Origin of the sequence: Actinoplanes sp. CA-051413 (genome assembly GCF_050955795.1) — a bacterium.
Lineage (GTDB): Bacteria > Actinomycetota > Actinomycetes > Mycobacteriales > Micromonosporaceae > Actinoplanes.
Genome location: NZ_CP192100.1, coordinates 8,339,361 through 8,353,122 on the forward strand (window position 1 = coordinate 8,339,361; position 13,762 = coordinate 8,353,122).

At 71.6% G+C, this 13,762-nt stretch carries 13 protein-coding genes; 1 reads left to right on the forward strand and 12 read right to left on the reverse strand.

Annotation, left to right across the window (positions count from 1 at the left end):
* Positions 1–11: 11 nt before the first annotated feature.
* The 6 genes from ACQP2Y_RS39270 to ACQP2Y_RS39295 all read right to left on the reverse strand — a co-directional run bounded on the left by ACQP2Y_RS39270 (position 12) and on the right by ACQP2Y_RS39295 (position 6,957).
* Entirely contained in the window at positions 12–878 is an 867-nt protein-coding gene (locus tag ACQP2Y_RS39270) for a PspA/IM30 family protein (protein ID WP_360825043.1), read from the reverse strand.
* A gap of 219 nt (positions 879–1,097) precedes the next feature.
* Positions 1,098–1,577 carry a helix-turn-helix domain-containing protein gene (locus ACQP2Y_RS39275; RefSeq protein ID WP_433721431.1) on the reverse strand — a complete coding sequence of 160 codons (480 nt, stop codon included), beginning with the start codon at positions 1,575–1,577 and terminating at the stop codon, positions 1,098–1,100.
* A 191-nt stretch (positions 1,578–1,768) separates the two neighbouring features.
* Positions 1,769–2,284 (reverse strand): CinA family protein, encoded by a 516-nt coding sequence (locus tag ACQP2Y_RS39280; RefSeq protein ID WP_433721432.1) that lies wholly within the window; start codon positions 2,282–2,284, stop codon positions 1,769–1,771.
* Between the two features lie 35 nt (positions 2,285–2,319).
* Positions 2,320–2,913, reverse strand: a complete 594-nt coding sequence (pgsA, locus tag ACQP2Y_RS39285; RefSeq protein WP_433721433.1) for a CDP-diacylglycerol--glycerol-3-phosphate 3-phosphatidyltransferase — start codon at positions 2,911–2,913, stop codon at positions 2,320–2,322.
* A complete protein-coding gene (gene rimO, locus ACQP2Y_RS39290) occupies positions 2,910–4,373 on the reverse strand; it encodes a 30S ribosomal protein S12 methylthiotransferase RimO (RefSeq protein ID WP_433721434.1) in 1,464 nt (487 codons plus the stop codon). The genes pgsA and rimO overlap by 4 nt, the downstream gene beginning before the upstream one ends.
* Before the next feature lie 43 nt (positions 4,374–4,416).
* Positions 4,417–6,957, reverse strand: a complete 2,541-nt coding sequence (locus tag ACQP2Y_RS39295; RefSeq protein WP_433721435.1) for a DNA translocase FtsK 4TM domain-containing protein — start codon at positions 6,955–6,957, stop codon at positions 4,417–4,419.
* An 87-nt stretch (positions 6,958–7,044) separates the two neighbouring features.
* Between ACQP2Y_RS39295 and ACQP2Y_RS39300 the strand changes: the two genes are divergently transcribed.
* Positions 7,045–7,455 carry a YbjN domain-containing protein gene (locus tag ACQP2Y_RS39300; RefSeq protein WP_433721436.1) on the forward strand — a complete coding sequence of 137 codons (411 nt, stop codon included), beginning with the start codon at positions 7,045–7,047 and terminating at the stop codon, positions 7,453–7,455.
* Here the strand turns inward: ACQP2Y_RS39300 and ACQP2Y_RS39305 are convergent.
* The 6 genes from ACQP2Y_RS39305 to ACQP2Y_RS39330 form a co-directional block, all read right to left on the reverse strand.
* Positions 7,429–7,794 carry a DUF2784 domain-containing protein gene (locus ACQP2Y_RS39305; RefSeq protein WP_433721437.1) on the reverse strand — a complete coding sequence of 122 codons (366 nt, stop codon included), beginning with the start codon at positions 7,792–7,794 and terminating at the stop codon, positions 7,429–7,431. The genes ACQP2Y_RS39300 and ACQP2Y_RS39305 overlap by 27 nt on opposite strands.
* A gap of 81 nt (positions 7,795–7,875) precedes the next feature.
* A complete protein-coding gene (locus ACQP2Y_RS39310) occupies positions 7,876–9,180 on the reverse strand; it encodes a S1 family peptidase (protein ID WP_433721438.1) in 1,305 nt (434 codons plus the stop codon).
* Positions 9,181–9,293: 113 nt separating this feature from the next.
* Positions 9,294–10,982: a ribonuclease J gene (locus tag ACQP2Y_RS39315; protein ID WP_433721439.1), complete on the reverse strand. Its 1,689-nt coding sequence runs from the start codon at positions 10,980–10,982 to the stop codon at positions 9,294–9,296.
* A 13-nt stretch (positions 10,983–10,995) separates the two neighbouring features.
* Entirely contained in the window at positions 10,996–11,901 is a 906-nt protein-coding gene (gene dapA, locus ACQP2Y_RS39320) for a 4-hydroxy-tetrahydrodipicolinate synthase (RefSeq protein ID WP_433721440.1), read from the reverse strand.
* 63 nt (positions 11,902–11,964) lie between these two features.
* Positions 11,965–12,507 carry a DUF2752 domain-containing protein gene (locus ACQP2Y_RS39325; protein ID WP_433721441.1) on the reverse strand — a complete coding sequence of 181 codons (543 nt, stop codon included), beginning with the start codon at positions 12,505–12,507 and terminating at the stop codon, positions 11,965–11,967.
* A gap of 5 nt (positions 12,508–12,512) precedes the next feature.
* Positions 12,513–13,745 carry a winged helix-turn-helix domain-containing protein gene (locus ACQP2Y_RS39330; protein WP_433721442.1) on the reverse strand — a complete coding sequence of 411 codons (1,233 nt, stop codon included), beginning with the start codon at positions 13,743–13,745 and terminating at the stop codon, positions 12,513–12,515.
* Between the last annotated feature and the right edge of the window lie 17 nt (positions 13,746–13,762).

Genomic DNA, 13,762 nt, shown 5'->3' on the forward strand with positions numbered 1-13,762 from the left:
GGTTGGGGTGCTCAGCCAGTGGCCGAGGTGTCCCCACGCTTGGCGTTCATGCTTGCCCTGATCTCGTCGAGACGGGCCACGCTGGCCGGGTCGGCCGCCGGGGCGGCGTTGTTGCCCGCCTCCACAGCCGGCTTGGCCGCGGTGCCGCCGAGCTGCTCGCCGGCCATGCTGGCCCGGATCTGCTCCAGCCGCGAGGTGCCGGCCATGTCGAGGCTCGACTTCTGCACCTCGAGCATGCGGCCCTCGACGGAGTTCGACGCCAGTTCGGCGCGGCCCATCGCGTTCGCGTACCGCTGCTCGATCTTGTCGCGGACCTCGTCCAGGGACGGGGTGTTGCCCGGCGCGGAGAGCGACGACATCGACTCCAGCGACTTGGCCACCGTCTCCTGCATCTTGGCCTGCTCGAGCTGGCTGAGCAGACGGGAGCGCTCGGCGATGCGCTGCTGGAGCACCATCGCGTTGTTCTCCACCGCCTTGCGGGCCTGGCCGGCCGCCGACAGCGCCTGGTCGTGCAGCGTCTTCAGGTCTTCCATCGACTGCTCGCCGGAGACCAGCTGGGTGGCGAGCGTCGTGGCGGTGGACTCGTACTTCTGCGCCTCGGCCTCGTCGCCGCCAGCCCGGGCCCGGTCGGCCAGCACCAGGGCCTGGCGGGCCATGCCCTGCAGCTTCTCGACCTCGGACATCTGCCGGGACAGCTTCATCTCCAGCTGCCGCTGGTTGCCGATCACGGCGGCGGCCTGCTGCACGAGTGCCTGGTGCTGGCGCTGGGCATCCTCGATGGCCTGCTGGATCTGCACCTTGGGGTCGGCGTACTCATCGATCTTGGCGCCGAAGAGCGCCATCATGTAGCGCCAGCCCTTGACGAACGGGTTCGCCATATCCGCGGTATCCCCTCAATGTCGCTCAGTCGGACGCGCCACCGACGCGGGACCGAGGGGTCTTCACGATGGCGCGAAGTCCATCGTGTCAGCTCCACGCCACCGGCGTCACGTGACCTACGGGGGATCTCAGGGTCGGACGAGGGTTCCCCCGACATCGAGGCTACGCGCCGATACGCGTTCCGGCGACGCCGGAACGCGTAGGGGCGGTGCTGAGGATCAGGCTGCGTAGACGATGTCGCGCCCGCGCTTGCGGGTCGCGTGCAGAGTCGCCTTGAGCGGAGACTCACTCCGGACGGATACAGAGACCGTCCCGTCGGAGGTCACCTGGCGCACGGCCGGGGCCTCGCCCTTCTTGACCGGAGCCGCCTTGATCGGGGAGCCGGTGAGCGGAACGGGGTTGGCGCCCGCACCACTGGTCTCGACGGTAGTGGGCTCGAGCGGGGCGAGAACACCGTCCATCCCCTCGGCGAGCGCGAGCGTGCCGCTCACTTCACCCAGGACCTCGGACAGGCGCGCGCCCAGAGCCTCGCAGATCGCGGCGAGCAGCTCGCTGGACGCTTCCTTCTGGCCACGTTCGATCTCGGAGAGATACCCCAGGCTGACGTTGGCGGCGGTCGACACCTCACGCAGCGTGCGATGCTGACCCTGCCTGCGCGCCCGAAGTGCGTCACCGATAACCCGGCGTAGCAGGACCATGGCACCTCCTCCTGCGGCGGGCCCGCCGGCAACCGCCGGAGGCTTCCCGCAACCGTACCCGCTACGGGCTACACCGACATCCCGCCCCGCCGAAATGCGGGACGGGCGGGGACACGCGGGTGCCCGCGGGGCTGCTGAGACGGGCGGCGGGCAGGTTCCACCCACTCACCCGATCGAGACAACGCGGCAGGTCAGCCCGCGATTCCCGCGGTCGAGCCGCGCAGCTCGGCGACGAGCAGCGACAGGGCGGACGTCACACTCGCGATGCGGATGTCCTGCCGGGAACCCGGCAGGCTCAGCTCCTGAACGGTGGCTCCGCCCGGCCCGGCCGCCGCGACGAAGACCATCCCGACCGGCTTGCCGTCCTGCGGCTCCGGCCCGGCGACCCCGGTCGTGGCCAGGCCCCAATCGGAACCGCAACGCTCCCGCACCCCCTCGGCCAGGGCCAACGCGACGTCCGGATCGACCGGCCCGCGCTCGTCCAGCAGCTGCCGGGGCACGCCGGCCAGGGTGTGCTTCAGCTCGGTGGCGTAGACCACCATGCCGCCCTTGAACACCGCGCTGACCCCGGCGATCTCGACGATCGTGGCGGCGAGCAGGCCACCGGTCAGCGACTCCGCGACCGACAGCGTCTGGTGCCGGTCGACCAGGGCGTGCACCACCGCGGCGGCCGCCACCCCGGGATCATCGATCCTGCCTTCGCTCATGTCCCGATTCTGCCAAGTCCGGGCGGGGCGCGTCCTCAGACCCGCTGGGCCCGCCGGCGCAGGCGCAACGCCTGCAACACGTAATCCACACCCGTCACCACGGTCACAATCAGCGCCGCGACCATCAGCACCGTGCCGACCAGGTCGAACGGCTCCGGAACGGGCCACAGGAACCACGCGATCGCGGCGATCTGCAGCGCCGTCTTGAGCTTGCCGCCGCGGCTGGCCGGGATGACGCCGTACCGGATCACCCAGAAACGCAGCGCCGTGACGCCCCACTCCCGGACCAGGATCAGGCCCGTCACCCACCACGACAGCCGGTCGTACGCCGACAGCAGCACCAGCGCACTGCCGGTCAGCGCCTTGTCCGCGATCGGATCCGCCACCTTGCCGAAGGACGTCACCAGCTCGTAGCGCCGGGCGATCCAGCCGTCCGCGAAATCCGTGGCGGACGCCACACAGAAGGTCAGGCAGGCGGCGATCCGCCAGCCGGAGTCGACCATGCCGGAGACGACGACGAAGGCCACGAACACGGGGACGAGCACGATGCGGGCGGCCGTCAGGACGTTGGCCGGGTTGTAGAGCGAGACCGGCCGCGGCACGGCCACCGGCACCGGCTCGTCGGTCACGACGCTGCCGCTGCCGGTGCCGCGGAGATCATTTCGACGGGTACGGCCACCAGGTCGACGCCCTCGGTGCCGGTGACCCGGGCCCGGACGAAGTCGCCGGGGCGCAGCGCAGCCAGGTCGACCCCCTGCTCGCCGGCGACCAGCAGGGTGGAACCGTCGACCTCGGGCGCCTGGTGCTCGGCGCGACCCTCGATCTCGCCATCGGTGATCGTGTCGACCAGCACCTCGACGACCGAGCCGAGCCGGTCCTCGGCCCGCTGGGCGCACAGTTCGTCGGCCAGTTCGCTGATCTCGGCGTACCGGAGCTTGATCTCGTCCTCGTCCACCTTGCCGGACAGGCCGACGGCCTCGGTGCCGTCCTCGTCGCTGTAGTCGAAGACGCCGATGGCGTCCAGCCGGGCCTCGGTCAGGAACCGGACCAGTTCGTCCACGTCCTCCCGGGTCTCGCCGGGGAAGCCGACGATGAAATTGCTGCGCGCGCCGGCCTCGGGGGCCAGCGCGCGGGCCGAGGCGAGCAGGTCCAGGAACCGGTCGGTGGAGCCGAACCGGCGCATCCGGCGCAGCACCGGCTCGCTGGAGTGCTGGAAGGACAGGTCGTAGTACGCCGCGACGCCCGGCGTGGTGGCGATGGTCTCGACCAGGCCGGGACGGGTCTCGGCGGGCTGCAGGTAGCTGGCCCGGACCCGGACGATCCCCGGTACGGCGGCGAGCTGTGGCAGCAGCTTCTCCAGGGCGCGCGGGTCGCCGAGGTCCTTGCCGTACGAGGTGCTGTTCTCACTCACCAGGACCAGCTCGCGGACGCCGGTGCCGGCCAGCCACTCGGCCTCGGCCAGCAGCTCCTGCGGATCACGGGAGACGAACGCGCCCCGGAAGGCCGGGATGGCGCAGAAGGAGCACCGCCGGTCACAGCCGCTGGCCAGCTTGAGGCTCGCGACCGGGCCGTTGTCGAGGCGGCGGCGCAGCACCTGGCGCAGGTGGGCGGGGGTGTGCTCGTCGACGGTGGCGTGCCCGGGGACGACGACCTTGGCCGCCTGCCGGGCGACCGGGGTCAGCGGCAGCAGCTCCCGGCGGTCCCGCGGGGTGTGCGCGTCGAACCGCTCACCGGCGAGCACGCCGTCGAGCCGGGCGGCGATGTCGGTGTAGTCGTCGAAGCCGAGCACGGCCTGCGCCTCGGGGAGGCTCTCGGCGAGCTCCTTGCCGTACCGCTCGGCCATGCAGCCGGCGGCGACCACCTTGGCGCCGGTGTCGGCCGCCGCGAGCAGGGTCTCGATGGAGTCCTGCTTGGCCTTCTCGACGAAGCCGCAGGTGTTGACGAGGACCACGTCGGCGCCGTCGGCGTCCGTGCTGACCTGCCAGCCACCGGCGTCGAGACGGGCGGCCAACTCCTCGGAGTCGACCTCGTTACGGGCACAGCCCAGGGTGAGCAGGGCGACACGGCGGGGGGCAGGGGTTACCGACACTCCGACAAGGCTACCGGGCGCCGGTTGCGCTGCCTTCGCCCGTCTAGTCGACCCTGAGCGTGGCGAGGGTCTCTTCCAGCTCATCGGGCTTGATCAACACTTCCCGGGCCTTGGAGCCCTCGGACGGGCCCACGATGCCGCGGGTCTCCATCAGGTCCATCAGCCGGCCCGCCTTGGCGAAGCCGACCCGCAGCTTGCGCTGCAGCATCGAGGTCGAGCCGAACTGCGAGGTGACCACCAGCTCGATCGCCTGGATCAGCACCTCGAGGTCGTCGCCGACCTCCTCGTCGATCTGCTTCTTCTTGCTCTCCGGCGGCGCCGTCACGTCCGGGCGGAACTCCGGCTCGCGCTGGTCCTTGCAGAACTTGACGACGTCGGCGATTTCCTTCTCGTCGACCCAGGCACCCTGGAAGCGGGCCGGCTTGGACGCGCCCATCGGCAGGAACAGGCCGTCACCGCGGCCCAGCAGCTTCTCCGCGCCGGGCTGGTCGAGGATGACCCGGGAGTCGGCCAGCGAGCTGGTGGCGAAGGCCAGCCGGGACGGGACGTTGGCCTTGATCAGGCCGGTGACCACGTCGACCGAGGGGCGCTGGGTGGCCAGCACCAGGTGGATGCCGGCGGCCCGGGCCAGCTGGGTGATCCGGACCACCGAGTCCTCGACGTCGCGCGGCGCGACCATCATCAGGTCGGCCAGCTCGTCGACGATCACCAGCAGGTACGGATACGGCTTCATCACCCGGTCGACGCCCGGCGGGGCCGTGATCTCGCCGCTGCGCACCTTGCGGTTGAAGTCGTCGACGTGGCGTACCCCGTTGGCGGCGAGGTCGTCGTAGCGCATGTCCATCTCGCGGACGACCCATTCCAGGGCGTCGGCGGCCTTCTTGGCGTTGGTGACGATCGGCGTGACCAGGTGCGGGATGCCCTCGTACCCGGTCATCTCGACCCGCTTCGGGTCGATCAGCAGCAGCCGCACCTCGTCCGGGGTGGCCCGGGTCAGGATCGAGACCAGCAGCGAGTTGAGGCAGGAGCTCTTGCCGGCGCCGGTCGCGCCCGCGATCAGGATGTGCGGCATCTTGGCCAGGTTGGCCACCACGAAGCGGCCCTCGATGTCCTTGCCCAGCGCCACCAGCATCGGGTGGTGGTCGGCGGTGGCCGCGTGCGAGCGCAGCACGTCACCGAGCGAGACGTTCTCCGGGTCGGTGTTCGGGATCTCCACGCCGACCGCGCTCTTGCCCGGGATCGGGCTCAGGATGCGCACGTCGGGCGACTTGACCGCGTAGGCGATGTTGCGGGAGAGCTGAGTGATCCGCTCGACCTTGACGCCCGGGCCGACCTCGACCTCGTAGCGGGTGACCGTCGGGCCCCGGGTGAAGCCGGTGACCTGCGCGTCCAGGTTGAACTGGTCGAAGACCCCGGTCAGCGCGGTCATGATCTCGTCGTTGGCCTTGCTGCGGGACTTCGGCGCCGCACCCTTGCCCAGCAGGTTCGGCGGCGGCAGCCGGTAGTCGCCCTCGACGGCCGAGATGTCGAGCTGCTCGGCGCGGGTGGGCAGCGGCGAGTGCTCCGGCGGCTCGGGCGCCTTGCGGCTGGCCGGCACCTTCTTGCCGCGGGGCACCAGCACGGTGTCGTGCACGATCGGGTCGTCGTCCACGTCGAGGTCGTCGGGGTCCGGGGCGAGCCCGATGTCGGCCAGCGAGCCCTGCCGACGGCGGGCCGGGGCACGACGCTTGGGCTCCTCGTCGCCGGGCTCGTCGAGGTCCGGCAGGTCCGGGTCGGGCAGCGGCGCCCGGGCCGACGAGCGGCCCAGCAGCACGTCGGTGAGCAGCATCAGCCGCTCGGGGATCTTGTTGATCGGGGTCGCGGTGATGACCAGCAGACCGAAGATCAACAACAGCACGAGCAGGGGTACGGCCACCCAGGCCGTCACCGCGTTCTCCAGCAGGGAGCCGACGCCGTAGCCGATGAGCCCGCCGGAGCTGGTCATCTCGACGTCGTCGGCGGGGCGCTGGGACACGTGCAGCAGGCTGGCGGTGGAGACGACCAGGGCGCTCCAGCCGACGACGGACCGGCCGCGGTGCTCGGGGTCGGCGGGCTTGCGCATGAAGCGGACCGCGCCGTAGAGCAGCAGCAGTGGCAGGAGCACCGCCAGGCCGCCGAAGAACAGCCGCATGGCGTCGTTGAGCCGGGCGCCGACCGGGCCGGCGGAACCCGCCCAGACCGCCACCCCGACCAGGATGGCCAGGCCGAGCATGAGCAGGCCGGCACCGTCGCGGCGGTGCTCGGGATCGATCTCCTTGGCGGTCGCGGCCTGCCGGCCGACGCCACGGGCGACCCAGCCGACGCTGTGCGCGACGCCCATCCAGAGGGCGCCGACGCCGCGGCCGACGCCGGTCGCCAGCACCGATCCGACTCCGGGCCGGGCCCGGGTGGCGCTCCTCGCCCGGGCGCGCGGGACCGCCTTCTTGGCCGCGGCCTTGCGTGCGGGGGTCTTGCGAGCTGCTGGTTGCCGGGCGCGCGACGTCGCGGCACCGCGCGTGGTGGACGCGGCGCGGCCCCGGCTCGCCGGAGGAGTACGGCCCGCCATGGCCCTACCGTAACGGGATCACTCTCGCGAGTACGCGCGCCGCACCGTGACCGGGTTTCGCTTTTTCCCCCGTTTAGGATCAACAGCATGTCCGCGCCGCAACCGCTCAGCCACGACATGATCATCGACGCGCTGAACGCCCGCACGTTCGCCCACTTCGTCGACGACGACGGTGACATCGGCGGCAACTGGCAGGGTTGCCTGATCTACTTCTTCCGGCTCGGCAAGGACGAGGAGGTCCTGCAGGTGCGCACGCTGACCCGGACGGTCTTCAGCACCGACGACGTCCCCCGCCTGTACGCCTTCTGCAACGCCTGGAACCACGACCGGCTCTGGCCCAAGGCGTACGTGCACACAGCCGACGACGGCGCGGTGCGGGTGGTCGGTGAGGTCGTGGGCGACTGGGAGCGCGGCGTCACCCCGGAGCAGCTCGACCAGGTGATGATCTGCGGGATCGCGACCGGCTGCGAGCTAGCCGACGCGGTCGCGGAGCTTTGAGCGCACCGCGAAGCCGATCCACGAGGTGAGGATGAGCGCGGCGACCGTGATCCGCGCCGCCCACTCGTAGCCGTGCGGGTAGAAGACGCCCGCCACGTGGTTGTCCAGGAAGCCACCCTCGCGCAGCGGCAGTCCCGCGCCGGCCCGGCCGCGGTCCTCCAGCCAGGTCAGCGGGCAGGACAGCCCCGCGACCACGATGATCAGGAGCCAGGCGGCGCTGACGATCTGCAGCCAGATGAGCCGGCGCCAGCGCCAGGCGAGAAAGCCGCCGAAGATGCCGAAGGCCAAAAACGCGAAGTGCGCGCCCACGGCCGCGGCGATCAGGATCCGGTAGCCCATCCCGCCAACGGTAGGCGACGCAGCGCTGCCCGCGCAGGACGGAGGATGGCCTGCGCGGGCAGCACGTCTACGGGTGGTGCGTCAGTTGCGGTGACCCCGGCGGTGGTGACCGTTGCCGTTGCCGTTGTTACCGGCCGGCGCCTCGGTCGACTCGACCGGCGGAGCCGTGGTCCCCTCGGCGGCCGGAGCGCCCGCGTCCGTGCCGCCACCGGCGCCGCCGGTGGTGAGCAGGGTGAGGTTGTTCTCCTCGAGGATCTCGGTGATCGGCTGGAAGAACGTCTCGCCGCCGACCGTGCAGTCGCCCGAGCCGCCGGAGGTCACGCCCTGGGCCTGGTCACCCGAGAGCCACGGGCCGCCGGAGTCACCGCCCTCGGCGCAGACATCCGTCCGGGTCAGGCCGGTGACCGCGCCCTCCGGGTAGTTGACCGTCTGGTTCTTGGCCAGGATGGTGCCGCAGAACGTGCCGGTGGTGGAACCGGACCGGCAGACCGCGGCGCCGACCGGAGCCTCGGTGCTGCCGCCGACCGGCAGCGCGTTGCCGTCGAAGTCGTTGACGAACGGCTGCAGCGTCACGTCGGCGTTGGTCTGCACCACACCCATGTCCGCGGTGCCGGGGAAGACCGACGCCACGACGACGCCCTGGTCCAGGTTCTCCCGGTCGGTGGTCTGGGTGCCCTCGGCGCCGCAGTGCCCGGCGGTGACGAACCCGCCCTCGACCGCGAAGCCGATCGAGCAGCGGGCCTGGCCGCCGCCGATGTTGACGAAGTACGGCTCGGCGCCGATGACGTCGGCCAGCGGCTTCGGGGCGGCCTTGGTGACGACCACCTTCACCGCCTCGTCGGGGAGGCCGGCGTCCTCGGCCAGCTCCTCGGCGTGCTCGGTGTCACCGGGCAGCGCCTGGATCACGACCTGGTTCGCCGCGACGTCGACGTACCAGCCGGGCAGGTCCCGGTCGGCCTTGGTGGCCTCGGCGTCCAGCGCCTTCTTGGCCCCGTCCAGCTGGGCCACGCTGCGTTCGACGAGCTTCGGGGTGGCCCCGGCCGCGCGCACCTCGTCGGCCAGGCCGGCGTCGGTGATCGCGATGTTCAGCGTCGTGCCGTCCTTGCCGAGCCACGAGCCCGCGTACGAGTCACCGGAGGCACTGCGCAACTGCGCCGCCACCCCGCTGGCCCACGCGGCCCGCTTCACCCGGGCCGCGGCCTGGTCGGCGCTCACACCGAGGTCCCGTTGCATCGCGGCGAGCAGCTGTGGGGCCACTCCGCCGGTCGACTGAGACGCAGGGCGGCGGTTGGCGTTCGTGCCCGCCATGGACGGCAGCGTGAACGCCACCGCCGCTCCCGCTGCCGTCACCGTCGCCGCAAGCGCGACGACCGTTCTCCGCTGCATCCGTAACTCCCCTCGCATCGAGTGCCGTGGGGGCGGCACCGTGCCCTCAGATACGCAAGGGGGTCGCGGCCGGATCAATAAATCCGGTATTCACAGAAAACTATGGCTGTCGATCACACTTCCACGACGGTCGGCACGATCATCGGCCGGCGCCGGTAGGCGTCGTTCACCCAGCGTCCGACGGTGCGCCGGACCACCTGCTGGAGCTGGTGGGTGTCGGTGATGCCGTCCTCCGCCGAGCGGTGCAGGGCGGCGGTCAGCAGCGGGATGACCGGGTTGAAGGCCTGCGGGTCCTCGGAGAAGCCCTTGGCCGAGATGCTCGGCTCGCCGACCACCTTGCCGGTCACCGAGTCGATCACCACGGTGGCCGAGATGAAGCCGCCGTCACCGAGGATGCGCCGCTCGGTCAGCAGCGACTCACTGACGTCGCCCACGGCGAGGCCGTCGACGTACACGTAGCGGTTCTTGACCCGGCCCACGTGCCGGGCGTGCCCCTCGACCAGGTCGACCACGTCGCCGTCCTCGCAGAGCACGACCCGGTCCGGGGCGACCCCGGACTCGATGCCGAGCCGGGCGTGGGCACGCAGGTGCCGCCACTCGCCGTGCACGGGCATCAGGTTGCTCGGGCGTACGACGTTGAGCAGGTAGAGCAGCTCGCCGGCCGGGGCGTGCCCGGAGACGTGCACCTTGGCGGTGTCCTTGTGCACGACCGTGGCGCCGGCCCGGGCCAGCTGGTTGATCACCCGGTAGACCGAGGTCTCGTTGCCCGGCACCAGCGAGCTGGCCAGCACGACGGTGTCGCCGGACTCGATGGTGATGTGCCGGTGGTCGCCGGTGGACATCCGGCCCAGCGCGCTCATCGGCTCACCCTGCGAACCGGTGGACATGAACACGATCTCGTCGTGCGGCATCTGGGCCGCCTCGTCCAGGCTGACCAGCAGGCCGTCCGGGATGCGCAGCAGGCCCAGGTCCCGGGCGATGCCCATGTTGCGGACCATCGAGCGGCCGATCAGGGCGACCTTGCGCTCGTACTCGTAGGCGGCGTCCATCACCTGCTGGACGCGGTGCACGTGGGAGGCGAAGCTGGCCACGATGATCCGGCCGCGGGCCTTGGCGAAGATGGCGCCGAGCACCGGGCCGATGTCGCGTTCCGGGGTGACGAAGCCGGGGATCTCGGCGTTGGTCGAGTCGGACAGCAGCAGGTCGACACCCTCGGCGCCGAGCCGGGCGAACCCGGCCAGGTCGGTGATCCGCCCGTCCAGCGGGACCTGGTCCATCTTGAAGTCGCCGGTGTGCAGGACCAGGCCGGCCGGCGTGCGGACGGCCACCGCCAGCGCGTCCGGGATCGAGTGGTTGACCGCGAAGAACTCGCACTCGAACGGGCCCAGCCGCTCGGTCTGCCCCTCGCGCACGGTCAGCGTGTACGGGTCGAGCCGGCGCTCGGCCAGCTTGGCCTCGACCAGCGCCAGGGTGAACTCGGAGCCGACCAGCGGGATGTCCGGCTTGAGGGCCAGCAGGTACGGCACCGCCCCGATGTGGTCCTCGTGCCCGTGGGTCAGCACGATCGCCTGGACGTCCTCCAGCCGGTCCCGGATCGGGTCGAAGTCGGGCAGGATGAGGTCGACGCCGGGTTGCTCGACGTCCGGGAAGAGCACGCCGCAGTCGACGACCAGCAGCTTGCCGTCGAACTCGAAAATCGTCATGTTGCGGCCGATGGCCCCGAGACCTCCGAGCGGGATGACGCGCAATGCGCCCTCCGGCAGCGGGGGTGGTGGTTCCAGCTCGACGTGTGCCTGGCTCAAGTGCGAGGCCTCTCTAATTGGTGCCGAGGTGCAGTCCCGCCGCGGCGGCGTCCTCGAGCAGTTGGTTCGTTTCGGCCTCGGTGGCGTCGACCAGCGGTGAGCGCACGGGTCCGGCGGGCAGCCCGAGGGCGCGCAGGCCGGCCTTGACGAGGATGGTGCCCTGGGTCCGGAAGATGCCGGTGAACAGCGGCAGCAGCTGCCTGTGCAGCGCCAGCGCCCCGGCGGTGTCGCCACGCTCGTACGCCTCGATCATGGCCTTGGTCTGCGGGCCGATGAAGTGCGTGGAGGTGCCGACCACACCGACCGCGCCGATCGACAGCAACGGCAGGATGGCGGCGTCCTCGCCGGAGTAGTAGGCGAGGTCCGTGCGGCGCAGCACGTCGGCGCTGCCGGCGAGGTCGCCCTTGGCGTCCTTGACGGCCACGATGTTGGGGTGCTCGGCCAGCCGGACCAGCGTCTCGGTGGCGATCGGCACGCCGGAGCGGTGCGGGATGTCGTAGAGCATCACCGGCAGGCCGACGGCGTCGGCGACGGTGGTGAAATGCCTGATCAGACCGGCCTGCGGGGGCTTGTTGTAGTACGGCGTGACGACCAGCAGGCCGTGCGCGCCCGCCTTCTCGGCCGCCCGGGACAGCTCGACCGTGTGGGCCGTGTTGTTGGTGCCGACGCCCGCCACGATCCGGGCCCGGTCGCCCACCGCCTCGACGACGACGCGCAGCAGGGTCTCCTTCTCGGCGTCGGTGGTCGTCGGCGACTCACCGCCGGTGCCGCTGATCACCAGGGCGTCGTGTCCCTGGGAGTCCACCAGCCACGTGGCCAGCCTGGCCGCGCCGTCGACATCGAGCGAGCCGTCCGCCGTGAACGGGGTCACCATGGCCGAGAGCAGCCGGCCGAAGGGCCGCGGATGGTCGTGCGTCATACCGACAACTTATCGGACGGCCGGAGGGGTTTCCCCGTCGCCGGTGGGCCCGGGCCCCGGGCCCTAGACGTAGAAGGCGGTGAACGGCGCCCACGGCAGGTTGCGCAGGACGCTCCAGACACCCCAGACGGCGATGAAGCCACCGATCACGCCCGGGCTGAGGTTGAGCTGCGGGAGCTGCCAGCCGAAGAGCCGGCGGCCGGCCCAGGCGACGTACATGTAGAGCAGGAACGGGACGACGAAGACGAACAGCGCGTGGTGCCGGGCCGCCGCCGGGATGTCGCCGTGCAGCAGATACCAGGCCGCGCGGGTGCCGCCGCAGCCCGGGCAGATGAAGCCGGTCGTGTATTTGAGCAGGCAGCTCGGGGCCGCACCGGCGTTCGCCTCGGTGGGGTGGGTGGCCAGGGTGTAGCCCACCGCGCCGGCCATGCAGACCAGCATCGCGGCCGGGGCCACCCAGATCGGCGACTCGCGCCACTTGCGCTGCACGAACCGCGTGACCCGGTCGGGCTGGGCCGGCTCGAAGTACGGCGGCGGCGGGTACGGGCCGTGCACCGGCCCGTCGACCTGCGGCTGGACTGCGACGGGGTCGGTCGCACTGCTCATGGGCGTCACGGTACACCCGCGGAGGCAAGCTTCAGCGCGGCCGTGAGCGGGCCGGCCAGGTCTCCGCGCTGCGGTGCCGCGACCGTGTGCAGGCCCAGCCAGCCGGCCAGCCGGTGCAGCTCGGGCACCAGCGCGGCGGCGGTCTCCTCCTGGTCGGCGGCCGGCTCGATCCAGGCGGCCGGGATCTGCAGCACACCGCTCTTACGGTCGGCCTTGAGGTCGAGGCGGGCGGCGAACTCCTCGCCGAGCAGGAACGGCAGCACGTAGTAGCCGTACAGCCGCTGGGCGGCGGGGACGTAGATCTCGATGCGGTAGTTGAGGTCGAAGAGCCGCTCGGTGCGCCCGCGCTCCCAGATCAGCGGGTCGAACGGGCTGACCAGCGTCGCCGCCCGCACCCGGCGCGGCAGCCGGGCCTCGTGGTGCAGATAGGCCGGGCCTTTCCAGCCGCGCACGGAGACCGGGAGCAGCACCTTGTCCTCGATCAGCTCGGCCAGGGCCTGCTTGAAGCCGGCCACCGGCAGCCGGAAGTAGTCGCGCAGCTCCGGCTCGGCGGCCACGCCCATAGTGCGGGCGGACAGCTCGACCAGGGCCCGGAACGAATCCTCCGGCGACGGGGTCGGCGCCTCCAGCACGTGCCGGGGCAGGACCCGCTCGGGCAGGTCGTAACGCCGGGCGAACGAGGTGGTGCGCTCGGCGGCGGTCACCTCGCCGCTGTAGAACAGCCACTCCAGGGCCTGCTTGACGACCGACCAGTTCCAGCCCCAGTGGTCCTTGCTGCGCGGGGCGTCGTGCTCGATCTCGGCGGCGGTCAGCGGGCCGCGCTGCCGGACCTCGTCGAGCACCCAGGCGACCAGCTCGGGCTGCTCGGCCACGATGCGCCGCATGTTGCCCCAGGCGTAGTCCTGCGCGCGGGCCATCCGCCAGCGGAACAGCGGCTGGAGCTCGACGTCGATCAGCGACGCCTCATGCCCCCAGAACTCGAACAGCAGCCGGGGACTGCGGTAGGCGGCCCGGTCGAGCAGCGCCGTGGGGTAGGGCCCGAGGCGGCTGTAGAGCGGCATGAAGTGGGCCCGCTGCAGGACGTTGACCGAGTCCATCTGGATCAGGTGCAGGCGGCGCAGCACCCGGCGCAGGTGCCGCATGTCGGTGGCGCCGCCCGGCCGGGGGTCGGTGAAACCCTGCGCGGCCAGCGTGATGCGCCGGGCCTGGGCGACGGAGAGAGATTCGGGTACGGCCACAGACCAGGACGCTAGCC

Bases quoted from the DNA above. Each gene is read 5' to 3' on its own strand.
- ACQP2Y_RS39275 (WP_433721431.1), bottom strand. From the start codon at position 1,577: ATGGTCCTGCTACGCCGGGTTATCGGTGACGCACTTCGGGCGCGCAGG.
- ACQP2Y_RS39325 (WP_433721441.1), bottom strand. From the start codon at position 12,507: ATGAGCAGTGCGACCGACCCCGTCGCAGTCCAGCCGCAGGTCGACGGG.
- ACQP2Y_RS39300 (WP_433721436.1), top strand. From the start codon at position 7,045: ATGTCCGCGCCGCAACCGCTCAGCCACGACATGATCATCGACGCGCTG.
- ACQP2Y_RS39280 (WP_433721432.1), bottom strand. From the start codon at position 2,284: ATGAGCGAAGGCAGGATCGATGATCCCGGGGTGGCGGCCGCCGCGGTG.
- ACQP2Y_RS39310 (WP_433721438.1), bottom strand. From the start codon at position 9,180: ATGCAGCGGAGAACGGTCGTCGCGCTTGCGGCGACGGTGACGGCAGCG.
- ACQP2Y_RS39270 (WP_360825043.1), bottom strand. From the start codon at position 878: ATGGCGAACCCGTTCGTCAAGGGCTGGCGCTACATGATGGCGCTCTTC.
- dapA (WP_433721440.1), bottom strand. From the start codon at position 11,901: ATGACGCACGACCATCCGCGGCCCTTCGGCCGGCTGCTCTCGGCCATG.
- ACQP2Y_RS39295 (WP_433721435.1), bottom strand. From the start codon at position 6,957: ATGGCGGGCCGTACTCCTCCGGCGAGCCGGGGCCGCGCCGCGTCCACC.
- ACQP2Y_RS39305 (WP_433721437.1), bottom strand. From the start codon at position 7,794: ATGGGCTACCGGATCCTGATCGCCGCGGCCGTGGGCGCGCACTTCGCG.